Origin of the sequence: Conexibacter arvalis, assembly GCF_014199525.1 — a bacterium.
Classification (GTDB): Bacteria; Actinomycetota; Thermoleophilia; order Solirubrobacterales; family Solirubrobacteraceae; genus Conexibacter; species Conexibacter arvalis.
In genome coordinates this window covers 12432-35606 of record NZ_JACHNU010000012.1, presented here as the reverse complement: position 1 = coordinate 35606, position 23175 = coordinate 12432, and the positions used below count along the sequence as shown (strand labels likewise).

Here is a 23175-nt window from a genome sequence, read left to right as displayed (position 1 = left end):
CGGGCGCGGGGGGCGCCCCCCCCCCGGGGGGGGGGGGCGGCCGGGGGGGGGGGGGGGGGGCGGGGGGGGCGCCCCCCCCCCCCCCCCCGGGCGGGGGGGGGGGGGGGGGGGGGGGGGGGGTGTCCCACCCCCCCCCCCCCCCCCCACTCCTCCCCTGGGCGCCGGTAAGCAGCCGCGCGCGGAGGGTGGCGACGACGGCGAGGTCCGCGGCGTCCGGGCCGGCCGGGCGGCTGTCGATCGCGCCGAGGCCCGGACCTGCGCCTCGCGCCCGGCGGCCGGGCGGCCCCGAGCCGCGGCCGTCGAGCGTCAGCGCCGCCGCCGGAAGCCGTGCCGGCGCCGGCGGGTCGCGCCGTTCGACGGCGCGGGCGGTCGGCGAGAACCGCGCGGAGGTGGCGGACTGAGCGGCGGCAGCGGCCCCGGCGGCATCGTCGCCATCGCCACCCCCGGCGCCGTCGGCGGCACCAGTGCCGCCGGCACCTCCAGCGCCGGCACCACCGTGAGCGGACGCGGAACCGCCCGCACCCGACGGCGCGCTCGACCGTCCGTCGGCCGCACCCCCGTCGCCGGGCGACTCGTCCGGCGAGCCGCCACCGCCGGCCGGTCCGCCGGACGGCGGCTGGCCGTCCGGATCGCCGTCGAGCGCGCGCTGCAGGTCGTCGCTCACCGACGACCCGCCGGCGGCGAGCGGATCCCGATGGCGCCGGTGGGCGAGCGCGAGCTCGGCGGCCCGGCGGACGTGGGACTCGTCGACGGAATCGCTTCCGTCGAGCGCCGCCAGCGCGGCGGCGGCCCGGGCGCAGACGATGTCGCCGCGGACGCCGTCGATCTCCAGCTCGGCGCAGGCGCCGGTGATGCGGAGCAGCTCCCGCTCGGGCAGGCGGACGGCCGGCAGCGCGACGCGGGCGCGTGCGATTCGCTCGGCCAGCGCGGCCTCCTCCCCCGCGAACCGTGCCGCGAAGCCCGCCGGGTCGCGCTCGAACGCCAGCCGGCGCCGCACGATCTCGGCACGCACGGCACGGTCGCGCGGCGCGCGCACCTCGACGCCCAGTCCGAAGCGGTCGAGCAGCTGCGGCCGCAGCTCGCCCTCCTCGACGTTCATCGTCCCGACGAGCAGGAACCGCGCCGCGTGCGAGACGGAGACCGCCTCGCGCTCGACCCGCGCCACGCCCGAGGCGGCCGCGTCGAGCAGCGCGTCGACGAGGTGGTCGGGCAGCAGGTTGACCTCGTCGACGTACAGGATTCCCCGATGCGCGCGGGCGAGCAGGCCGGCCTCGAACGCCTGCTCGCCGGCGAGCGCGCGGCCGAGGTCGAGCGCGCCGACGAGCCGATCGAGCGTCGCGCCGAGCGGCAGCTCGACGAGCGGTGCCGGCCGCTCGACGACCGCGGCGTCGGCCGGCACGATCCCGTCGGGCCCCACCTCGCCCGGCCCGAAGCACCACGGCTGGCCGGCCGCGGCCGCGACCGGCGGAAGCAGCGGCGCAAGCGCCCGCACCGCCGTCGACTTCGCCGTCCCGCGCTCGCCCCGGACGAGCACGCCGCCGACGTCGGGCGCGACGGCGTTGACCAGCAGCGCCTCGACCAGCGCCTCCTGCCCGACGATCGCGGAGAGCGGGAAGGCGGCAGCGCCGCTCACGGCACGGCCTCCCCGCTGGAAGAGGGAGCCCCCTGGGCGAGCTCTTCCGACGGAACCCGAGGCCGCAGGCCGAGCGGTTCCGCCTCCTCCAGCTCGCCCTCCAGCGCCAGGAAGCGGTCGCGGACCGCGTCGAGGACGTGCGAGGAAGGCTCGGACCACATGCCCCGGTCGACCGCCTCGAGCAGCTTCTCGGCGATCGCGCGGCCGGCCCACGGGTTCGACTGCGCGACGAACGCCGCCACGTCGTCGTCGAGCAGGTACTTCTGCGCGACCTGCTCGTACATCCAGTCCTCCGCGACGCCCGCGGTCGCGTCGTAGCCGAAGAGGTAGTCGACGGTCGCCGACAGCTCGGCGGCGCCCTTGTAACCATGCCGGATCATCGACGCGATCCAGCGCGGGTTGGCGACGCGCGCGCGGAAGACCCGCCGCGTCTCCTCCTCCAGCGTCCGCGCGACGGCGCGCGACGGATCGGAGGAGTCGCCGAGATAGGCGGCCGGCGCGCGGCCGGTCAGCGCGCGCACGGTCGCGACCATGCCGCCGTGGTACTGGTAGTAGTCGTCGGAGTCGAGGATGTCGTGCTCGCGCGAGTCGACGTTCTTGACCGCGACGTCGATCCGCGCGAACGCCTCCCGCATCGCCTCGCGGGCCGGCGCGCCGTCGAGGCCGCGCCCGTAGGCGTACCCGCCCCACGCCTCGTAGACCTCGGCGAGGTCGGCGTCGTCGCGCCAGTCGCGCGTCTCCAGCAGCTGCAGCAGCCCGGCGCCGTACGTGCCCGGCTTCGAGCCGAAGATCCGGGTCGTCGCCCGGCGCCAGGCGGCGTCGCTCCCGAGGTCGGCCGCCAGCCGTTCCGCGTCGGCACGCGCGTGCGCGGCGACGAAGTTGTCCTCGTCGGCCTCGTCGAGCGTCGCGACGGCCGCGACCGCGTCGTCGATCAGGTTGACGAGGTGCGGGAAGGCGTCGCGGAAGAAGCCGGAGATGCGGACGGTGACGTCGATCCGCGGCCGGCCCAGCTCGGCGATTGGGATCACCTCGATCCCGGTCACGCGCTGTGACTCGGGATGCCACGTCGGCCGCACGCCGAGCAGCGCGAGGATCTCGGCGACGTCGTCGCCCTGGGTGCGCATCGCCGCCGTCCCCCAAGCGACCAGCCCGACCGTTCTCGGCAGCTCGCCGTGGTCGCGGCGGTGGCGGTCGAGCAGCGCGTCGGCCAGCTTGACGCCGACGCCCCACGACAGCTCGCTCGGCAGCGCACGGGGATCGACCGAGTAGAAGTTGCGGCCGCTCGGCAGCACGTCGATCCGCCCGCGCGTCGGCGCGCCTGACGGCCCGGCCGGCACGTGGCGCCCGTTGAGCGCGGCGATCACGTTGTCCAGCTCCTCGGTCGTGCGCGCCACGCGCGGCAGGACCTCCTCGCAGGCGAAGCGAAGTGTTCGGATCACCTCGACAGCCGTGCCCGGCGCTTCGGCGCGCGCCGCACCCGCGTCCTGCGCGCCGTCCGGCTCCCCGCGCCGCTCCGCGTCGTCCTCCCCCGCCGCGCCCACGCCGAGCACGCGAGCCACGACCTCGGAGACCGCATCCGCCGACCACCCGCGCGCGGCCAACCCGTCGAGCAGCGCCATCTGGGCGGCCTCCAGGCGGTCGACGAGATCGCCGTTCGAGGCCGCCGGCCCGCGGAAGCGCGACACGAGCGCCTCCGGCACCTCGCCGGCGAACGCCTCCCCCGGCGCGGCCACCAGCGCCTCCTCGTCGAGCCCGTACGCCAGTCCGACGGCCCGCCGGAGTCCGAGCACCGACCCGGAACCGAGCCGCAGCAACGCGCTCACGAGGCCGCGCAGCTGCGGACCGGAAGGCACCGCGCCGAGCACGTGGAGCCCGTCCTTGATCTGGATGTCCTTGACCTCGCAGAGGTAGCCGTCGATCTGCTCGACCAGCTCCTCGAGGTCGTCGGGCCGCTCCTCGACGCCGAGATCCCCCTGCAGGTTGGCGGCCTCGATCGCCGTCCAGATCCGCGCCGCCAGCGCCGGCAGCTTCGGCGGGTCGAGCACCTCCAGCCGCGCGTACTCGTCGAGCAGCGCCTCCAGCTGCGCCAGCTCGTCGTAGGAGTCGGCGCGCATCATCGGCGGGATCAGGTGGTCGACGATCACGGCGTGGACCCGCCGCTTCGCCTGGACGCCCTCGCCGGGGTCGTTGACGACGAACGGGTAGACGAGCGGGAGCGAGCCGAGCGTCGCGTCGGGCGCGCAGCCGCGCGACAGCGCGAGCGTCTTGCCGGGCAGCCACTCGAGCGTCCCGTGCTTGCCGAGGTGGACGATCGCGTCGGCGCCCCACTGGCGCTCGATCCACCAGTAGACGGCGAGGTAGTGGTGGGTCGGCGGCAGCTCGGGGTCGTGGTAGATCCCGACCGGATCCTCGCCGTAGCCGCGCGGCGGCTGGATCGCGACCAGCACGTCGCCCAGCTCGAGGCCAGCGATCACGAAGTCGTCGCCGTCGAGGTAGCGATCGCCCGGCGGCGGGCCCCACTTCGCCTCGATCTGCTCGCGCAACGAGGCGTCCAGCTCGGCGTACCGTTCGAGGTACGCCGACACCGGCAGCCGCAGCGGCGACGCGGCGAGCTGCTCGTCGGTGAGGAACTCGGGGTCGTGGCCGCCGGCGGCGATCAGCGCGTGCATCAGCTCGTCGCCGTCCGCGAAGCCGTGCTCGACCCGCATCCCCTCCTCGCGCAGCCGCGCCAGCAGCGCGACGGCCGACGCCGGCGTGTCGAGCCCCACGGCCATGCCGACCTTCGCGTGCTTGGTCGGGAAGGCGGTCAGCAGCAGCGCGACCCTCCGCTCCGACGCCGGCAGGAAGCGCAGCCGCGCATGGCGGACCGCGAGCCGCGCGACGTGGCCGCAGCGCTCGGCGTCGGGGACGTACCGCGCCACCCCGATGCCGACCGGCGAGTCGGCGTCGCTGCCGCGCTCCTTGAAGGAGATCACGCCGCCGAGCAGGCGGCCGTCGAACTCGGGGATCGCGACCTGGGTCGCCGAGTCGAGCGGCGACAGGCCGGAGTCGGAGGCATCCCAGGCGGCGCGCGATGCGGTCGCGCAGACGGCCTGGATCACCGGCACGTCGAGCGCGTCGATCGCGCTCGCGTCCCACTCCTGCCACTGCTCGCCGATGCCGTCGGGCGCGCCGCCGGCGCTCGCGCCGGCCTCCGTCGCGCCGGCGCCCGCCGCGCCCGTGCCCGCGCGGTCCGCGCCCGCCCCGCCGGTGCCCGCTCCGGCCGCGCCCGCTCCGGCCGCGCCCGCGTCGCCCGCCCCCGCCGCGCCCGCGCTCGCGTCCGCGGCCCCCGACCCACCGGTCGCGAGCATCGTCGTGACGAGCGCGTCGACCTTGCCGTCGAGCAGCTCCAGCGCCGGCACGCGCCCGTCTCTGCCGCGCCGCAGCGTGTAGCTCCAGACGGCGACGGCGTTGGCGCCGGCCGCCTCGATCTGCGCGCACAGCTCGTCGACGAAGGCGGTGTTGCCGGTCAGGCGGTGGGAGCGGTAGAAGCAGACGCCGACCGTCGGCCGGCCGGGGTCGTGCCCCGCGAGCGCCTCCTCGATCGAGACGTCACCACGCCCGGGCAGGTAGACCCCGAGGTCGGCGGTCTCGCGCGGCGGCTCGAAGCCCCAGCCCTCCAGCAGGAAGGTGTCGGCGAGGAAGCGCAGCAGCTGCTCGACGTTGTCGACGTCGCCGTGGCGCAGGTACTCGCCGGCCTGCGCGACGGCGCCCGACGGCGCGCTCGACAGCGCCGTCATCTCGGCGTCGGGCTCGGCCTCGCCGCCGAGCGCGAGCAGCGGGACGCCGGCCTCGCGGCAGCGCTCGACCAGCAGCGGCAGGCCGTCCTGCCAGCCGCGCGTGCCGCCAAGGATCCGCACGAGCACGACCCGCGCACCGTCCATCACCGTGTCGACGAGCTGGGCGGCGTCGGCGCCGAACGGGTTGGCGCAGCGCACCTGGGGAAAGCCGTCCGGGAGCCGCTGCACCGCGGCGGCGGTCGCGAGGATCTCGGTGTCGGCGGTCGTCACGAAACGGAGCACGTGCGCACCTCTGTGTGGACGGTCGGAAGGCCGGCGGGAACCCCGCCGCTGATCAGGTCTTCGAGCGCGGCCGTGTCGACGTGCTGCTCGATCAGGTCGCCGAGCACGTCGAGCCGCGACTGGCGGGCGGCGGCGAAGGTCGCCGTGCCCGGCCGGAAGTCGCGGCCCGCGGTCGCCGCGACCTGCCGCAGGAGCGCGCGGCGGAAGGCGTCGTGCTCCAGCGCCCCGTGCCAGCTGGTGCCGAGGACGGCCCCGTGGCGGCAGCCGTCGGGCTCCCCTTCGCCGCCGTCGTGGACGAGCGGCTCGCCGCCGCCGCGGCTGACGCGGCCGTGGCGGATCTCGTAGCCGGAGACGGCGGTGCCGAGCCAGGCGCAGGCGCCGCGCCGGCGGCGCAGCAGCTTGTCGGGCTGGAATGCGGTCGTGACCGGGAGCAGCCCCAGGCCCTCGACCCGGCCCCGTCTCGACTCGACGCCGTCGTCGATCGACTCGCCGAGCAGCTGGTAGCCGCCGCAGATGCCAAGGATCGGACGGCCGCGCGCGGCCCGCTCGACCAGGACCCTGTCGAGCCCGTGCTCGCGCAGCCGCGCGAGGTCCTCGACGGTCGCCTTCGTCCCCGGGATCACGACGAGATCGGCCCGCTCCAGGTCGGCGGCGCTGCGCGTGAAGCGGACGCGGACGCCGGGCTCGGTCGCGAGCGCGTCGACGTCGGTGAAGTTGCTCATCCACCGCAGCCGCAGGACGGCGACGTCGAGCGAGTCGGCCAGCGCCGGCTCCTCCGGCCGCGGCGCCTCCAGCGCGAGCGAGTCCTCGACGTCCATCCACAGGTCCTCGACGTGCGGGAGGACGCCGAGCGTCGCGCGGCCGGTCATCGCTTCGAGCTGCGCGAGGCCGGGCGCGAGGATCGACTGGTCGCCGCGGAACTTGTTGACCAGGAAGGCGGCGACGTGGGCCTGGTCGGTCGCGTCGAGCAGCGCGAGCGTCCCGAACAACGACGCCATCACGCCGCCGCGGTCGATGTCGCCGACGACGAGGACCGGCAGGCCGTGCGCCGTCGCCAGCCCCATGTTGGTGAGGTCGGCGTGGCGGAGGTTGATCTCGGCCGGGCTGCCTGCGCCCTCGCAGACGACGACGTCGAAGCGCGCCCGCAGGTCGTCCAGCGCGTCGGCGACGATCGGCTTCAACTGGTCCTTGAGGTGCTGGTAGGAGCGCGCGTCGACGTCGGCGAACGGCTTCCCCATCACCACGATCTGGCTGTGGCGGTGGCCGGAGGGCTTGATCAGGACCGGGTTCATCGCCGCCTCGGTCTCGATCCCGCACGCGGCCGCCTGCGCCGCCTGCGCCCGCCCGATCTCGCTGCCGTCGTGGGCGACGACGCTGTTGAGCGCCATGTTCTGCGCCTTGAAGGGAGCGACCCTGACGCCCCGACGCGCGAGCCAGCGGCAGATGCCCGTCGCCACGACCGACTTCCCGGCGTCCGAATGCGTGCCGGCGACCAGCAACGCCCCTCTCATCGCCCACTCCCGTCGATCGTCGGCGTGCTGTCGTCGCGGTGCGGTGGGACGGCGCCAGTGGCTCGGCGGGCGCGAGCGGGCGCGGCGGCGCGGGCGGCAGCGCACAGGAGGGCGCTCGCGGCGCCGACGGCGAGGCTGAGCCGCGCGGCGCGGGCGGCGTCGGCGGGCTGCGGTGGGCGGCCGTCGCCGAGGGTCGGGCGGTGCTCGGTCCGCTCGCCGTATCTGAGCGGACCGCCGAGGCGCAGGTCGAGCGCGCCGGCGAACGCCGCCTCCATCCGGCCGGCGTTGGGAGACGGGTGTGCGGCGCCGTCGCGGCGGAGGATCCGCCATGCCGCGCGCGGCGATCCGCTGGCGATGGGAGCGAGCGCAACCGCGAGCAGCGCGCCGAGGCGGGCGCCCGGCCAGCCCATCGCGTCGTCGAGCTTGGCGGCGGCGAAGCCGAACCGCTCGTAGCGCGGCGAGCGGTGGCCGACCATCGCGTCGAGCGTGTTGGCGGCGCGGAAGGCGGCGATTCCGGCCGGGCCGGCGGCGGCGCCCCAGACGAGCGCGCCGACGACCGCGTCGGAGCTGTTCTCGGCGAGCGACTCGACGACCGCGCGGCTGATCCCGCTCTCGTCGAGCTGCGACGGGTCGCGCCCGGCGAGCGCGGGCAGCGCGTCACGGGCGCCGTCGAGGTCGCCGGCCTCCAGCAGTTCGGCGATCCGCCGCCCCTCGCGCACGAGGCTGCGCCCGCCGAGCGCGCCCCACGTCACGACCGCGAGCACGACCGTCCGGCCGGCGCGCCCCGCGACCCGCTCCGCGAGCCTCGTCGCGAGCTGCCCCGCTGCCGCCGCCCCGCCGACGAGCACGGCGGCGAAGAGCGCGCCGCGGCCGCGTGACGGCGCGTAGATCGCCCGCTCCAGCGCCAGCGCTGCCCGTCCGAAGCCCGCCACCGGATGCAGCCGCCGCGGATCCCCGAACGCGATGTCGGCCGCCCAGCCGGCGGCGAGCGCGAACCCGCTCACCGCGCCGCCCCCGCGCCGGCGCCGGCGACGCGCGCCGCGCTCGCACCCGCCGGGGGCGCGCCCCCGACCGCCGCCCCACCGCCGACGTCCACGCGCGCCCCGCTCGCACCCGCCATGGGCGCGCCCCCGACCGCCGCCCCACTGCCGACGGCCACGCGCGCCCCGCTCGCACCCGCCATGGGCGCGCCCCCGACCGCCGTCCCACCGGAGCCGGCGGCACCGCGCTCCTGCGCGACGGCAGCGGAGCGAGCGCGGCCGACCGCCGGGTCGAGCGGACAGTTCGTCCGCGTCACGGTCCAGCGGCCGTCGTGGGCGTGCAGCTCGGTGACGGAGAGCGGGGCGACGTCGAGCCGCCAGAAGGCGTCGAGCGGGGCGCCGAGCGCGTGGACGAGCGCGGCCTTGATGACCCCGCCGTGGGTGATCGCGAGCGTCGTTCCGTCCTCGCCCGCCTGCTCGTCGAGCCAGCCGCCGACCCGCGCCGCGAAGGCGCGCAGCGACTCGCCGCCGTGCGGCGCCGCGTCGGGATCGGCCATCCAGGCGCCGACGGCGTCGGGCTGCTCGGCGTGCACCGACGCGAGCGTCCGCCCCGCCCACGCGGCGAAGTCGCATTCGGCGATGCGCGGCTCCGGCCGCGCGGTCAGGCCGGCGGCCGCGGCGGTCTGGCGGCAGCGCAGCGCCGGGCTGGCGAGCAGATCGAACCGCGGCCGGGAGCCGGTAGCGGCCGGCTCGCCGGCCGCCGCCCCCTGCCCCGGCCGAGCGTCGGGAGCGGTCGGACCGGCGGCGCCCACCTCGCGGCCCGGCCGGGCGCCGGGAGCGGCCAGATTGGCGGCGCCCATCCCGCGCCCCGGCCGGGCTCCGGAAGCGGTCGGCTCGCTGGCCGCCGCCCCGTGCCCCGGCCGGGCGTCTGAAGCAGCGGGCGCGGCGTCGCGGCCCCGCACGAGCGCGGCGAGCGGCGCGGCGAGCGCGGCGGCGCCATCCTCGATCGGCTCGTCGGCCGGGAAGGCGGCGGCTCGCGTCGCGCTCGTCGCCGCGTGGCGCACGAGCAGCAGCCGCTTCACGGCGCCGGGGCGGCTGCGACGGACGCGGCGGTGCGCCGATCGGGCGGCGACGACGGGGCGATGCGGTGCATGCGGCGGACCTCCTCGGGATCCAGCGTCCCGATCGTGGAAGGAGTCGCGGCGGTGGAGTTCCTGACTTCCGGCTGGGGAGCCGGACACAGTGGCGCGACCGTCCCGGAGTCTCACCGGGTTCCTCGCACCGCCACGCTGACGGCGGCCATCGTACCGGCTGCGCCCGCTCGCCGGCCGCGCCCGCGTCGCGTCGCCCCCTTGGGCCGGCACGGGCGCCGCCGCGGCGGCCGCGGGAGGCGAGGGCGGCAAGCCGGCGAGCCGGACGGTCGGCCCTCTTCGCTGGACGGCCTGTCTAGGCTTGCTCGCCGTGAGCGGAGACCTGCGACCCCCGCGCCCGGCGACCCCGGCGGGCTTCGATCCCTCCCGCGCCGCCGAGCGCGCCGCCGATCCGCGCGGCTGGCGCTTCCCCGACGAGGCGCGCGACGCGGTCTACCGCGCGATCGCCGAGCGGCGCGACATCCGCCGCTTCCGCCCCGACCCCGTGCCCGACGACGTGCTCGAGCGGATCCTCGCGGCCGCGCACCAGGCGCCGTCGGTCGGGCTGATGCAGCCGTGGCGGCTGATCGTCGTGCGCTCGCTGGAGACGAAGCTGGCGCTGCGGCGCTTGGCCCAGCGGGAGCGGATCCGTCAGTCGGCCAAGTTCAGCGAGCGCGCCGCGCACTTCCTCGACCAGAAGATCGAGGGGATCGTCGAGGCGCCGCTCGGCGTCGTCGTCTGCTGCGACCACGGCGACCCCGACGAGGAGATCCTCGGCCGCGGCACGATCCCCGAGACCGACCTCTACAGCGCCGCCTGCGCGATCGAGAACCTGTGGCTCGCGGCGCGCGCCGAGGGCCTCGGCGTCGGCTGGGTCAGCTTCTACCGCCCCGACGACCTGCGCACGCTGCTGGGCATCCCGGCGCGCGTCGAGCCGATGGCGTGGCTGTGCGTCGGCTGGCCCGACGAGCGCCCGGTCCGCCCGGGCCTGGAGGCCGCCGGCTGGTCGTCCCGCATGCCGCTCGCCGACGTCGTGATCGACGAGCGCTGGCCGGCCGAGCACGCCGTCGCCGCGCCGCGACGGGCCGCCGCGGACCCCGCCGGCCGCCCGGCGGACGCCTCCGGGGCGGACCTCTGTCATCCAATGCCGGCTGTGCGTGCACCGGATGACAGAGGTCCCGCCCCGGCCGGCAGAGAGGCGGCGGTCCGGCCGCGCGCCGCGCCGCCGGACCGCGAGGCGGCGATCGCGGCGCGCGACCGCTCCGACCGGCTCGCGAAGCCGGCCGGGTCGCTCGGGGCGCTGGAGGCGCTGATCGAGCGGTGGGCGTCGATCACGGGCGCGGCGCCGCCGGCGGCGCCAAGGGCCGGGGTGCTCGTGCTCGCGGCCGACCACGGCCACGTCGTCCACGGCACGAGCCTCTTCGACGCGCGGGTCTCGGCGCAGGTCGCCGGCGCGGCGGCGCGCGGCCAGAGCGCGGTCGGCGTGCTCGCCCGCCACGGCGGCCACGAGCTGCTGGTCGCCGACGTCGGCCTGGTCGCGGAGACGCCGCCCGGCGTGCGCGCCGCGAAGCTGGCGCCGGGAACCGCCGACATGACCGCCGAGCCGGCGCTGACCGACGATCGGCTCGACGCCGCGCTGGCGCTCGGCGCGGCGCTGGCCGGCGAGCTGGCCGAGCGCGGCGCCGACTGCCTCGCGCTCGGCGAGATCGGGATCGGCAACACCGCGACCACCGCCGCCCTCGCCGGCGCCCTGCTCGGCGTCGGCGCCGAGCGCACGGTCGGCCGCGGCACCGGCCTCGACGCCGCCGGCCTCGACCGCAAGCGCGCCGTCGTCGACGCCGCGCTGGCACGAGCGCGCGCCTCCGCCGCGACGCCCGCCACCGCAGACGGCGCCGCGGCCGCCCGCACACCAGCCCCCACCGCAGACGGCGCCGCGGCCGCCCGCACACCAGCCCCCACCGCGGAGGGCGCGACGGCCGATGCCGCTCCCCTCCCCGCCCGCACCGCGCTGCGCGAGGTCGGGGGACTGGAGCTGGCGGCGCTCGCGGGGGCGGCGATCGAAGCGGCGCGGCGGCGGCTGCCGGTGATCCTCGACGGCTACGCGGTCTCGACGGCGGCGCTTGCGGCGGTCGGGCTCGACGGCGGTCTCGCGGAGTCGCTGATCGCCAGCCATCGGTCGGCCGAGCCGGGCCATGCGCTCGTGCTCGCCGAGCTGGGGCTGGAGCCGCTGCTCGACCTGCGCATGCGTCTCGGGGAGGCGTCGGGCGCGCTGCTCGCGCTGCCGGTGATCGCCTCCGCCGGCGCGCTCCATCGCGAGATGGGCACGTTCGCCGAGGCCGGCATCGACGGCCCGCGGTGAGCGAGCGACCGCCCACACGCCCCGGCGCCGCCACCGGCGACCGCGGCACCGGCGAACCGCCAGCCCAGCCGGGCGCGACCCCGGTCGACAACGCGCCGAGCGCGTCCGCCGCGCGGCCGCGGCCGACTGCGACCGTCGAAGCCGCCGCGCCGCGCCCCCGCCCGCTCGCCGACGCCGGCATCGCGCTGTCGTTCCTGACGCTCGTGCCGGTGCCGGCGGCTGCCCATCGCGTCGGCGACTTCGGGCGGGCCGCCGGGTGGTTCCCGCTCGTCGGCGCCGCCGTCGGGGCGCTCGCGGGCGGGGTGCGGGTCGCGGCCGAGCCGCTGCTCGGCGCCGCGCCGGCAACCGTGCTCGCGCTCGCGGCGCTCGTCGCCGTCACCGGCGCGCTCCACCAGGACGGGCTGGCCGACTGCGCCGACGGGCTCGGCGTCCGGGGCGACCGCGCGCGGCAGCTGGCCGTCATGCGCGACTCGCGGATCGGGACCTTCGGAATGCTCGCGCTGCTCGGCTGGGGCCTCATGCTGCTGACGACGCTCGCGCAGGTCTCCGCCGCCGATGCGCTGCTCGCCCTGATCGCCGCGTGCGCCCTCGGCCGCGCCGCCGCGCTCGTCCACGCCGCCGCGACGCCGCCGGCGCGCCGCGACGGGCTCGGCGCGGGCTTCGCCGTCCGCCGGAGGCCGCTGCTCCTCGGCGCGCTCACCGCCGCGGCCGCCGCGCTGCTCGCCGTCGGCCCCCTGCGCGGCCTGCTCGCGCTCGCGGCCGCCGCGCTCGTCGCCGCGCTCTCGGTCGCCTGGGCGCGCCGCACGCTCGGCGGCCGCACCGGCGACACGCTCGGCGCGACGATCGCGCTGACCGAGCTGGCCGTCGTCGTCGCGCTCGCGGCGAGCTGGCACTGAGCGCGGCCGCGTCCGGCAGCTCAGCTCACACCGTTCGGCGGTCCGCCCTCGGCAGCCCGCAATGGGAGCCGTTCGCGCCGGCCCGCGCCGCCGCCCGCGTCGCACCGTTCGGCGGTCCGCTCCGCCGCAGCCCTCGGCAGCGCGCAATGGAGCCGTTCGCGCCGGCCCGCGCCGCCGCCCGCGTGGTCGCGTCGCTCGCTCCGGCTGGGACGCACCGCTCCCCGGCCGGCGCCCCGCGGATACGGGTGGGATACGGGTGCCACCGGCCGCGTCGCCAAGCGCAACTCCGCAGGCTTCCGAGCGTTCGAACCACCAGGAACGAGTGGATGAGAGGAGGTTCGATGCGATGAGCGGACGAGCATGGGCGATCGGGATCGTCGCGGCGGTCGGGACGGCGGGAGCGCTCGCGACCGCATTCGCCGTCGGCGGAGACCGGTCCGGCCAGCGGGCCGCGCCCGGCCCCGTCGTCGAGACCGTCGCACCGGCCTACCGGCTCGCGGCCAGCTCGGTCGCACCGCCTGCTCCCGCCGCGGCCGCGCGGGTGGCCGTGCGGCGACTGACCTGCGACAACTCGCTCGGCGCCGCACGACCCCGCGGCGGGCGCGCCGACGTGGTCGCGCCGCCGGTCCTGCTGATGTCGCTCGACCGCTTCCGACGCCATCCCCACCGTCACTTCCGCCCGACCGACGGGCGCCCCTTCGCCGCCAAGTCGCCGCTCGTCGTCGACGCCGGCGCGACGGCGCGGATCGCAGTCCCACGGGCCGACCGCGGCCACGTCTGGCTCGACTACGGCGTCCGGCGCGTGCCCGCCCAGGCGGGCGACCGCCCCCACACGCTCGTGATCGCCCGCACCTGCGCCGGGCGCCGGCCGACCGGCTGGCCGGGAGCGGTCGTCGTCGACGGCGCCCGCTGCGTGCGGCTGACGATCCGAAGCGGCGCCTCCCCCGCCGCCCCGGCGACGACCGTCCGCGTCCCGTTCGGCCGCGGCACCTGCCGCGGGCGCTGAGGCTTCGGCAGACCGTCCGCCGTCTCGCTCGGCCGCAGCCGCGCGCGCCCCGAGCCAGGCGCTGTGACGGTCCGGCGTCCCGTTCGCCGCCTGCCGCGCCCGGTTGCCCGGGCGCACTGGGCCGCGGGCGGCCGCGCCGCGAGACGCTCGCCGACCGAGGCGACCTAGCACGGATCGGGTAGGTCCCCGTCATGACCGCCGAACAGCGTCCGCGCCGCGCGATCGTGACCGGCTCGGAGTCGGGCATCGGGAAGGCGACCGCAGTCGCGCTCGCCCGCGACGGCTGCGACGTCGGGATCACGTGGCACTACGACGCGGCCGCCGGGGAGGCGACGGCGCGCGAGGTCCGCTCCCACGGCCGGGCCGCCCACGTCGTCGAACTCGACCTCACCGAGCGCGCGACCGTCCAGCCGGCGATCGAGCGGCTCGCCGACGCGCTCGGCGGCCTCGACGTGCTCGTCAACAACGCGGGCACCGGCGCCAGCGCTGGGTTCCTCGAGATGAGCGCCGACGACTGGGACCACGTGCTCGCGGTCGACCTGACCGGCGCGATGCTCTGCGGTCAGGCGGCGGCGCGGCGGATGGTCGCGCAGAGCGAGGGCGGGCGGATCGTGAACGTGACCTCGGTCCACGAGCACGTCCCGCTGCGCGGCTCGTCGGCCTACTGCGCGGCGAAGGGCGGCCTCGGACTGTTGACGCAGGTGATGGCGCTGGAGCTGGCCGAGCACGGGATCACCGTCAACGCCGTCGCCCCGGGCGAGATCGCGACGCCGATGACCGGCGCCGAGGACGTCGACCCGCACACGATCGAGCGCCGCCAGATCCCCGCCGGCCGCCCGGGATCGGCCCACGAGGTCGCCGAGCTGATCGCCTTCCTCGCCTCCCCGCGCGCCTCCTACGTCACCGGCGGCTCCTACGTCGTCGACGGCGGCCTGCTGCTGATGGCGGCGGTCGCCAACCAGGACGCGAGATAGGCGCGCCGACCGCACCCGGGCCGCTCAGCGGGGCATCACGCTCGTGAGTGCGCCGGCGCCGCGCCGCCGGGCTCAACCCACCCTCACTGGTTCCACTTGTCGGCGGTCTTCTGCCCGTGGCCGCTGCTCTTCTTGCGCGGGTCGGGGATGTCCTGCGGGCGCTCGGGGGCGTGCAGCTGCTCCTCCTGCCCGCCCGGCTTGCCCGCGCCCTCGGCGCCGGGCTCGCCGCGCGGACCGCCGCCCTGAGCCCGCCGCTCCGCCTCCTCGCGCTTGCGCTCGACGGCCTGCTCGAATCGCTCTCTCTGTGCTCGTTCCATGGCGCGCAGCTACCCGCCGGGCGCGGCCCCAACCGCCCGCCGCCGCGCACCCGCGATGTGTCCGCGCGCCTCGTCGCTCTGCGACCATCCCCGCCGTGCCCCCGCTGACGCTCGACACCCCGCACGGCCCCGCGCGCGTCCATCTCCACCGCCCCGACGGCCCGCCGACCGGCGCCCTGCTGCTCGGCCACGGCGCCGGCGGGGGCGTCGCGGCGCCGGACCTCGTCGCGGCGACCGCGGTCGCGAACGAGCTCGGGGCGACGGTCGGCCTCGTCGAGCAGCCCTATCGCGTCGCCGGCCGCCGCAACGCGGCGCCGGCGAGACAGCTCGACGCGGCGTGGGAGGCAGTCGTCGCCGGCCTGCGCGAGCGGGGCGAGCTCGACCCGGCGCTGCCGTTGGTCGCCGGCGGCCGCTCGTCGGGCGCCCGCGTCGCCTGCCGCACCGCCGCGGCGACCGGCGCGGCCGGCATCCTCTGCCTCGCCTTCCCGCTCCAGCCGCCGGTCAGAGCCGGCCGCGAGCCGCGCCCGAGCCGCCTGCCGGAGCTGGAGGCGGTCCCCGCCGGCGTCCCGGTGCTGATCGTGCAAGGCGTCAGAGACCGCTTCGGGATGCCGGAGGCGGCGCCCGGCCGGGAGGTCGTCGCGATCAAAGGCGACCACGGCCTCAAGAGCGACCGCGCCGCGCTGCGGGCCGCGCTCGCGGCGTGGCTGCCCGGCGTCCTCGGCACGCGCTGACGCCGCGCCCGTCGGGCCACGGCGTCCGCCCGACCGCCGCGCCGCGCCCCGCTCAGGCCGGCTCGGCCGCGCGCCCCCGCGCGAGGTCGACCTCGCGCTCGACGATGGTGCCGCCGGCGTCGCGCCAGCGCATGAGCGGCGCGTACGGGCGCGCCGGGTCGACGGCCGCGACGACCGCCGTCACGCCGTCGTCGAGCTCCAGCTCGTGACCGACCGGATACGGCATCACGACCTCGCAGAAGGTCCGCACGATCGCGGGGTCGAAGGCGCTGCCGGAGCCCTCCCTCACGACCTCGTAGCCGACGTGCGGCGGCCGCGCCGGCTTGTACGGCCGCTCGGAGCGGACCGCGTCGTACACGTCGGCGACGGCGGCGATCCGCGCCAGCTCGGAGATCCTGCGACCCCGCAGCCTGCGCGGGTAGCCGGCGCCGTCCCAGCGCTCGTGGTGGAAGCGGACGACCGATATCGCCAGCATCGACGTCGTCGTGTGGCTGAGCATCGCGGCGCCGAGGTCGGGGTGGCGCTTGATCAGCTCCCACTCCTCGGCGTCGAGTCTGCCGGGCTTGTCGAGCACCTCGCGCGGGATCGCAAGCTTGCCGATGTCGTGCACGAGCAGCCCGAAGCCGAGCTGCGTCATCCGCTGCGCGACGCTGTCGTGGCGCTGGCGGCCGCGGTGGTCTGTCCAGCCGTGCGACCTCCAGTGGCGCGCCGCCAGCAGCAGCCCGAGCGTCGTCACGCGGACGGAGTGCTCGTGCGTGTAGTGGTCGGCGATCCGCATCTCGCTCAGCGCGTAGGCCGCCTCCGGCAGCGCGGCGATCTCGCGCGCGATCGCGCCGGCGACGTCGCGCATCCGGTCGACCGCCTGCTGCGGCAGCTGCTGACCGGATGCGAGCGCCTCGCGCGCGTCGGCGAGCGTCGCCATCACGTCTCTCTCGGCGGCGTCGCGCGTCTCGGGCGTGAGCGCCTCCAGCGGCTCGATCCCCTCCCCGATCTCGTCGTCGACCCAGACCGCCGCGACGCCGAGCTCGAGCAGCCGCCGGCACATCGATTCGGTCAGGAGCGCGCCCTCGATGACGAGCGGGGCGGTGCCCACGGGACCGCTGCGCACGGGGCGGGCGACGATCGTGCCGGCCTGGAGATGACGGGTCGAGACCAGCCGCATGGTCGGCAGATTGTGCACGTCCGGTCGGATCGTCGTCCGGCCGGCCGCGTTCAGCGGACGATCAGATCGCGGCGCGGGCCTTCAGCTGCCACAGCAGCGCCGTGCCGCCGAGGCCGCCGAGCACGATCGAGCCGGCCCCGACGGCGACGACCAGCGGCGAGCCGCTGCCGATCCCCTGGCCGAGCAGCACGTACGGGACGGTGCGCAGCAGCGCCCCGATCGACATCGCCCCGACGAAGGCCCGCAGCCGCACCGGCGAGGCGCCGGCCGCATAGTGGAGCGCGGTCACCGGCACCCCCGGCATCAGCCGGGCCGCGAGCACGGCGGCGAAGCCGCGGCGCTCCAACAGCTCGCTGACGGCGCCCAGCCGTCTGCGCCCGGCGACGAACCGCTCGACCGGTCCGCGCGCCACGGTGCGAGCGAGCGCGAAGGCGATCAGCCCGCCGAGCACGGCGCCGCCCCACGCGAGGCCGGCGCCGCCGATCGTCCCGAAGGCGAGGCCGCTGGCGGCGGCGAGGACGGTGCCGGGGAAGAGCGCCGGCGTCAGCAGCAGCCAGGCGCCGAAGGCGACGACCGGCGCGAGCACGCCGATCGAGAGGAGCAGGTCGCGCAGGGCGTCGGGCGACTTGGGCAGCAGCAGCGCCGCCGCGGCGAAGGCGGCCGCCAGCAGCAACAGCGCCGGCAGGAGGCGGCGGATCGCCATGCGGGCGAGGATAGCGGCGCGTTTCGCGGCCGCTGGTCAGCGCGCAGAATCCACACCAGATGGATCCCGTCCACGACCTCTCCGCCGTCGTCCACGTCCACTCGACCTGCTCGGACGGGACCGCGACGGTCGCCGAGCTGCTCGACGCCGCGCGCGACAGCGGCGCCGGCGCGCTGCTGCTGACCGACCACGACACGCTCGCCGCCCGCGGCGACGGCTGGGCCGGCACCCACGACGGCGTCGCGCTGGTCGTCGGCACGGAGGTCAGCCCGAAGGGCGGCCACTACCTCGCCTTCGGCGTCAGCGGCGAGATCCCGCACGCGGGCCGCAGTGCGGCCGAGATCGCCGCCGCGGTCCGCGAGGCCGGCGGCGTCGGCTTCGCCGCCCACCCCTTCAGCGAGGGCGGGCGGCTCCTCCTGCCGGCGCTGGCGCGGCGGATCGTCCTCCCCCACGCCTGGCCGGCGCTCGACCAGCCCGGCGGCTGCGACGGGATCGAGCTGTGGAGCGTGACGACCGACGCCGCCGAGGCGTGGCGCTCGCCGGCGGAGGTCCTGCGCTGGCTGCGCGACCCGGTCGCGGCGACCGCCGACGGGCCGCCGCCGCGCCAGCTCGCGGCGTGGGACGCGCTGTCGGCGAGACGGCGCGTGCCGGCGCTCGGCGGGCTCGACGGCCACGCGCCGGGCGTGCGGATCAACGGCTCCGTCCGCTCTCCCCTGTCGCACGCGCGCACCTTCGACCTGCTGCGCACCCACCTGCTGCTCGACGAGCCGCTGACCGGCGATCCGGCCCGCGACGAGGCGACGGTGGTCGCGGCCCTGCGCGCCGGCGCGATGTGGCTGGCACGGCCGTGCGTCGCGCCGGCCGACGGCGCGCGCTTCTGGGGCGAGCGCGCCGACGGCGAGACCGTCCCGATGGGCGGCGAGGCGCTCGTCGCCCCCGACGAGGAGACGGTGCTGCGGGTCCGCCTGCCGCGCGCCGCGGAGCTGCGGGTCGTGCGCGACGGCGAGGAGCTGCTGCGCGCCGACGGCGACGCGCTCGACCTGCGCGTCACCGGGCCCGGCGTCCACCGCGTCGAGGCGCGCGTCGGCGGGGCGATGTGGCTGCTCTCCAACCCGGTCCACCTGCGGGCGCGGCGATGAGACTCGGCGACCGCGTGCTGCGCTCCGCCGCCGAGCCGGCGCTGCGGCCGCACGGCGACCCGGTCACCCAACGCAGACCGCTGTGGCGGCCGCCGGCGCTGCTGCGGGCGATCTTCCTCGGCGACTGGCACCCGGTCCTGCGCGACCCGCTCGACCTCTTCCGGCTCAGCTTCGTCGTCGGCGCCGTGGTCTTTCACCTGACCGGCGACGACCATGCCGCGACGCAGCTGGCGCTCAACGCCGTCGCGGTCTTCGTCGCGCGGATGGTCGACCTGCCGCGCGTCTTCGACTGGGGCTTCTGCATCGCGATGTTCTTCAACGGCTGGGGCGACGCGCTCCACCTGTTCGTCGACTGGTCGTGGTACGACAACGTCGTCCACATCACGCTGCCGTGCTTCTTCGCGCCGATGATCTACATCGGGCTGTCGCGGATCGAGGTCGTGCCGGAGCCGGCGCTCGTCAGACTGCGCGCGACGCGGCTGTTCGGGATGGGCTTCATCGCCTTCTGCATCGGCGTGACCGCCGTGACGGTCTACGAGGTCTACGAGTGGATCGCGGTCAGATGGTTCGGCCAGAACCTCTTCATCAGCTACGCCGACACGATCGCCGACATCGCCGACGGCTTCCTCGGCTCGCTCGTCGGCGCGCTGCTGCTGTGCCTGTGGGCGCTGGGCCGCTTCTCCTCCCACCGCTCGGTGCGCGACGCCCGCGGCTACCGGCTGTGAAAGTCGAACGAGCGCCGACGCGCCGATTGCGACGGCCGCCGGCAGTAGGCTCCCACGCCATGGTCGCCCGCGTCATGTCCCGTCTCCGGCGCGCCGGCGCAGCCGCCGCCGCGCTCGCCGCCCTCGCCCTGATGCTCCCGATCGCCGCCTCGGCGGCGCCGCCTTCCCTCTCGGTCATGCCGATTCCGGCGATGCCGGAGGACGTCCCGCGCGCCATCGACACGATCGTCGTCTCCGACGACTCCGGCGGCCCGGTGACGCTGGCGGTGGCGGCCGGCAGCGGCACGTTCTCGGCGTCGTCGGGCGGCGGGGTGGTCGCCTCCGGATCGGGCACCTCGAGCGTCACCCTGACCGGCACACCGGACGCGCTGAACTCCCGCATCGCGGGCTCCGGACTGGTGTACGCGCCGGCGCGGGACTTCAACGGGACCGTCGCGCTGAGCGTCGTGGTGACCGACGACGAGGGCCTCAGCGACACCTTCACCACGACGTTCCTGATCACCGCCGTCAACGATCCGCCGATCGTGACCGTGCCCGCGACGTACGCGACCGGCCAGGAGAGAGAGCTCGCGCTCACCGGCGTCGACGTCGCCGACGTCGACGCCGGCGACGGCATCGTCTCGCTCACCGTCACGGCGAGCGGCGGCGGCACCGTGACGGCGGCCACCGACGTCGGCGTCGCGGTCACCCCGGTGTCCGGCGGCATCCGGCTCGACGGCACGATCGCCGGCCTCCAGGCCGCGTTCCAGTCGGGCAGAGTTCGCTACCAGCCGGCCGCCGGCTTCTCAGGCGACGAGTCGCTGACCGTCACGCTCGACGACAACGGCAACACCGGCGCCGGGGGCGCGCTGACGTCGACGGGAACGGCGATCGTGACCGTCGTCCCGTCGCCGAGCGTCGTCGCGGTCGAGGCGAGCCCGGCGCCGGGGACGATCGCCGGCATCGGCGGCACGGTCGCGATCCGCGTCCGCTTCGACCGCCCCGTCGCCGTCCGGACGAGCGGCGGGAGGCCTGTGCTGCTGCTGGCGAGCGGAGCGGCCAGCGGCGTCGCGACCTACGCGGGCGGCTCGGGAAGCGACACGCTGACGTTCGCGTACACGGTCGCGGAAGGCGACGCGAGCGCCGCCCTCGACTACCGCTCGACTGCCGCGCTCGAGCTGCGCGGCGCGACGATCGACGCCGACGACGCGACCGCGCCGGCCGCCGACCTCACCCTCCCAGCCCCCGGCGGGCCCGGCTCGCTGGCGGACACCTCGGCGCTCGCGATCGACGGCGTCCGCCCGCTCCTCACCGCCTTCGAGCGGATCGGACCGGCGTCGGTCGGCGACGGCGCCGTCGCCTGGCAGGTGCGCTTCTCCGAGCCGGTGTCGGGCGTCGGCGCACCGGCGTTCGCGCTCGTCGCGACCGGCACCGCGCGCGGCGCGATCTCGTCCGTGACGCAGGTCGACGCGACGACCTGGCGGGTGACGGCGAGCGGCGTCGGCGGCGAGGGCTCGCTCGGCCTCGTGCTCGCGGCGGCGAGCGCCGTCGTCGACGCCGCCGGCAACGGTCTGGCCGCCGACGCCGCCGGCCCGTCGTTCGCGGTCGCTCCGAGCGACCAGCCGATCAAGCCGCCGCCGGCCGACCTCACCCCGCTGCCGATCCCGGAGGTCCGCGTGGTCGAGGCGCCGGCCGAGCTGACGAGATCGCGCGACGCGCGGATCGCCTTCGCCGTCGACCCGTCCGCCGCTTTCTACGAGTGCCGCCTCGACGGCGGTCCGTGGCAGCCGTGCGCGTCGCCGCGGACGGCGTCGGGGCTGCGGGCCGGCGACCACGTCGTCGAGATCCGCGCCGTGATGTCCGACGGCCGCCGCGGCGCGACGGTCGCGCGCGCCTTCCAAGTCAACCCGTACCCGCCCGGCGTGAGAGTCGGCGGCAGACGCGTGCTGAGGACCGCGCGCGGCGGCGGCCGCGTGCCGCTCGCGATCTCCTGCTCCCGCCGCGAGGGCGCCGGCCGCGGCCTCTGCAGCGGCAGCGCGCAGCTCGTGCTGGCGCTGCCGAGCGGCAAGCGAGCGGTCGGGACGCGCCTGCTCGGCAGCGCGCCGTTCCGGGCCGCCGCCGGCAGAGCGGCGTCGGTGCGGATCCGGCTGACGCCGTCGGCGCGCCGGACGCTCGCGCGGGCGGGCGCGCGGGGGCTGCGCGTGCGGGTCGTCGTCACCGCCCGCGACCTCGCCGGCAACAGCCGCACGTACTCGACGGCGCGGACACTGCGGCGCGGCTGAGCGGCTGCGGGAGCGAGCGGGCGATCGTCCCGCTCTTCACGTCGATGTCGCATCCCACCCGTTTTCTGGGAACGCTGCCGTTGACCGGTTCCCGAACGAGGACGGACGCATGGCGACATTGACGGTTTGGAAGCTCGACGATCCCGGCGGCGCCGAGCGCATCGCCGAGAAGGTCAGAGCGCTGCAGCAGCAGGAGCTGATCCAGCTCCACGACGCGGCGATAGTGAGCTGGCCGGCGGACAAGAAGAAGCCGAAGACCCGCCACCTCGCCGACATGACCGGCGCCGGCGCGCTCGGCGGCGCCTTCTGGGGGCTGCTGTTCGGCCTGATCTTCTTCGTCCCGCTGCTCGGCCTGGCGGTCGGCGCGGCGGCCGGCGCGCTCGGCGGCTCGCTCGCGAACGTCGGGATCGACAAGGACTTCATCGACAGCGCCCGCGACAGAATCACGCCGGGCACGTCGGCGATCTTCCTGCTGACCTCCGACGCCGTCCTCGACCGCGTCCACGACGCCTTCCAGGGGACTCACGCCGAGCTGCTGCAGACCAACCTCTCCGAGGAGCAGGAGCAGCAGCTCCGCACCACCTTCGCCGACGAGGCGTAGCCGTTCCCGTCAGAGCTGCGCGGGCAGGCCGAACTGCTCGCGCATGCTCTCCGGGACGAGGTCGAGGTAGTCGTGGTGGCGGTCGACGAAGCCGCGCACGAACGGGCAGAACGGCAGCACCTGCAGGCCGGCGTCGCGGGCGCTGTCGAGCGCGTAGACGATCAGGCTGCTGCCCAGCCCGCGCCCTCTGAAGCGCGGGTCGACCGCGGTGTGGACGAACGCGATCAGCTCGCCTCTGCGGCGGTACTCCGCGATGCCGGCGAGCTGGTCGCCGACCCGGATCTCGAAGCGCTCCTCCTCCGGCGCGTCGCGGACGATCGGCGCCGCCGTGTCGCTCGTCATGGGGCGAGCCTACCCGGAGCGGGGCGCCGCGCCCACCCGGTGAGTGCGGGGCGGGGGCGGGCGGCGGCGCCCCGCGGTCGCCGGGGCGAGCGGGCGGCGGCGGGCGGGCGGCGGCGGGCCGGCGGGGCGGTCGCTGGCTCGAGCTGGCGGCGGGCACGACCTCGGAGGTAATCGACGGGCGGGCGCGCGCGTGCGAGGGTGCGCGCATGAACGCAGCCACCGCAGCTCCCCTCGCCGCCCCGCTGCGGGCGATGGCGCTCGGGCGGATCGCGCTCGGCGCCCTCTCTCTCGCCGCGCCCGACGCGCTCGCGCGCGGCGCCGGCGTGCCCGCGACGCCGCAGCTCGCCTACATGACGCGGATCTTCGGCGCCCGCGCGATCGCGCTCGGGGCCGGCTACCTGACCGCCCCGGTCGCCGAGCGCCGGCGCTGGCAGCGGCTCGCGCTGCTGGTCGACGCCTCCGACACCGCGACCGGCCTGCGCCAGCTGGGCCGCCGCGAGCTGCCGCGGCGAAGCGCCGTCGCGCTGCTCGCGCTGACCGGCGGCTACCTCGCGCTCGGCGCCGCCCGCCTCGCCCACGACCTCCGCAGCACCACACGTATGGCGCCCTGACAGATCCCTCGGGGCACGACGGATATGAGGTGC

Annotated in this window: 19 protein-coding genes and 1 riboswitch; of the genes, 10 read left to right on the top strand and 9 right to left on the bottom strand. The window is 77.1% G+C overall.

What is annotated here, in order from left to right:
• The 5 genes from BDZ31_RS24610 to BDZ31_RS23960 form a co-directional block, all read right to left on the bottom strand.
• A partial coding sequence (locus tag BDZ31_RS24610) for an ATP-binding protein (protein WP_221243305.1) occupies positions 1–1633 on the bottom strand: 1633 nt, incomplete at its 3' end.
• Positions 1630–5694 carry a cobaltochelatase subunit CobN gene (gene cobN, locus BDZ31_RS23975; protein WP_343075684.1) on the bottom strand — a complete coding sequence of 1355 codons (4065 nt, stop codon included), beginning with the start codon at positions 5692–5694 and terminating at the stop codon, positions 1630–1632. The genes cobN and BDZ31_RS24610, both read right to left, overlap by 4 nt.
• Positions 5679–7205 carry a cobyric acid synthase gene (locus BDZ31_RS23970; protein ID WP_183345940.1) on the bottom strand — a complete coding sequence of 509 codons (1527 nt, stop codon included), beginning with the start codon at positions 7203–7205 and terminating at the stop codon, positions 5679–5681. Before BDZ31_RS23970 ends, cobN begins: the two co-directional genes overlap by 16 nt.
• Positions 7202–8209, bottom strand: a complete 1008-nt coding sequence (locus BDZ31_RS23965) for a cobalamin biosynthesis protein (RefSeq protein WP_183345938.1) — start codon at positions 8207–8209, stop codon at positions 7202–7204. The genes BDZ31_RS23970 and BDZ31_RS23965 overlap by 4 nt, the downstream gene beginning before the upstream one ends.
• Positions 8206–9267, bottom strand: a complete 1062-nt coding sequence (locus BDZ31_RS23960) for a histidine phosphatase family protein (protein WP_183345936.1) — start codon at positions 9265–9267, stop codon at positions 8206–8208. Before BDZ31_RS23960 ends, BDZ31_RS23965 begins: the two co-directional genes overlap by 4 nt.
• 116 nt (positions 9268–9383) lie before the next feature.
• Positions 9384–9474, bottom strand: a riboswitch (adenosylcobalamin (AdoCbl) riboswitch).
• Positions 9475–9646: 172 nt separating this feature from the next.
• Here BDZ31_RS23960 and bluB point away from each other — a divergent pair.
• From bluB to BDZ31_RS23940, 4 genes are all read left to right on the top strand, one after another.
• Positions 9647–11674 (top strand): 5,6-dimethylbenzimidazole synthase, encoded by a 2028-nt coding sequence (gene bluB / locus BDZ31_RS23955; RefSeq protein ID WP_221243304.1) that lies wholly within the window; start codon positions 9647–9649, stop codon positions 11672–11674.
• Positions 11671–12570 carry an adenosylcobinamide-GDP ribazoletransferase gene (gene cobS, locus BDZ31_RS23950; RefSeq protein ID WP_183345934.1) on the top strand — a complete coding sequence of 300 codons (900 nt, stop codon included), beginning with the start codon at positions 11671–11673 and terminating at the stop codon, positions 12568–12570. The genes bluB and cobS overlap by 4 nt, the downstream gene beginning before the upstream one ends.
• Positions 12571–12916: 346 nt before the next feature.
• Positions 12917–13576 carry a hypothetical protein gene (locus BDZ31_RS23945; RefSeq protein WP_183345932.1) on the top strand — a complete coding sequence of 220 codons (660 nt, stop codon included), beginning with the start codon at positions 12917–12919 and terminating at the stop codon, positions 13574–13576.
• A 191-nt stretch (positions 13577–13767) separates the two neighbouring features.
• Entirely contained in the window at positions 13768–14550 is a 783-nt protein-coding gene (locus BDZ31_RS23940; protein ID WP_183345930.1) for an SDR family oxidoreductase, read from the top strand.
• Positions 14551–14633: 83 nt separating this feature from the next.
• On the opposite strand, the gene BDZ31_RS23935 is transcribed toward BDZ31_RS23940, so the two are convergent.
• Positions 14634–14867, bottom strand: coding sequence for a hypothetical protein (locus BDZ31_RS23935; RefSeq protein ID WP_183345928.1), 234 nt, complete (start codon positions 14865–14867; stop codon positions 14634–14636).
• A 95-nt stretch (positions 14868–14962) separates the two neighbouring features.
• Here BDZ31_RS23935 and BDZ31_RS23930 point away from each other — a divergent pair, with 95 nt between their 5' ends.
• Complete coding sequence (locus BDZ31_RS23930; RefSeq protein ID WP_183345926.1) at positions 14963–15598, top strand: alpha/beta family hydrolase; 636 nt, start codon at positions 14963–14965, stop codon at positions 15596–15598.
• Between the two features lie 52 nt (positions 15599–15650).
• Here the strand turns inward: BDZ31_RS23930 and BDZ31_RS23925 are convergent, their stop codons facing one another.
• Together BDZ31_RS23925 and BDZ31_RS23920 are read right to left on the bottom strand one after the other, a co-directional pair.
• Positions 15651–16778: an HD domain-containing phosphohydrolase gene (locus tag BDZ31_RS23925; protein WP_183345924.1), complete on the bottom strand. Its 1128-nt coding sequence runs from the start codon at positions 16776–16778 to the stop codon at positions 15651–15653.
• 43 nt (positions 16779–16821) lie between these two features.
• A complete protein-coding gene (locus BDZ31_RS23920) occupies positions 16822–17463 on the bottom strand; it encodes a TVP38/TMEM64 family protein (protein ID WP_183345922.1) in 642 nt (213 codons plus the stop codon).
• Positions 17464–17522: 59 nt separating this feature from the next.
• Here BDZ31_RS23920 and BDZ31_RS23915 point away from each other — a divergent pair, with 59 nt between their 5' ends.
• The 4 genes from BDZ31_RS23915 to BDZ31_RS23900 all read left to right on the top strand — a co-directional run bounded on the left by BDZ31_RS23915 (position 17523) and on the right by BDZ31_RS23900 (position 22189).
• Positions 17523–18602 (top strand): PHP domain-containing protein, encoded by a 1080-nt coding sequence (locus BDZ31_RS23915; protein ID WP_183345919.1) that lies wholly within the window; start codon positions 17523–17525, stop codon positions 18600–18602.
• Positions 18599–19327 (top strand): DUF2238 domain-containing protein, encoded by a 729-nt coding sequence (locus BDZ31_RS23910; protein ID WP_183345917.1) that lies wholly within the window; start codon positions 18599–18601, stop codon positions 19325–19327. Before BDZ31_RS23915 ends, BDZ31_RS23910 begins: the two co-directional genes overlap by 4 nt.
• Positions 19328–19386: 59 nt before the next feature.
• Positions 19387–21588, top strand: coding sequence for a hypothetical protein (locus tag BDZ31_RS23905; RefSeq protein WP_183345915.1), 2202 nt, complete (start codon positions 19387–19389; stop codon positions 21586–21588).
• Positions 21589–21697: 109 nt separating this feature from the next.
• A complete protein-coding gene (locus BDZ31_RS23900; RefSeq protein ID WP_183345913.1) occupies positions 21698–22189 on the top strand; it encodes a DUF1269 domain-containing protein in 492 nt (163 codons plus the stop codon).
• A 9-nt stretch (positions 22190–22198) separates the two neighbouring features.
• On the opposite strand, the gene BDZ31_RS23895 is transcribed toward BDZ31_RS23900, so the two are convergent.
• Positions 22199–22531 (bottom strand): GNAT family N-acetyltransferase, encoded by a 333-nt coding sequence (locus BDZ31_RS23895; protein WP_183345911.1) that lies wholly within the window; start codon positions 22529–22531, stop codon positions 22199–22201.
• Between the two features lie 206 nt (positions 22532–22737).
• Between BDZ31_RS23895 and BDZ31_RS23890 the strand changes: the two genes are divergently transcribed.
• A complete protein-coding gene (locus BDZ31_RS23890; RefSeq protein WP_183345909.1) occupies positions 22738–23142 on the top strand; it encodes a hypothetical protein in 405 nt (134 codons plus the stop codon).
• Positions 23143–23175 lie beyond the last annotated feature (33 nt).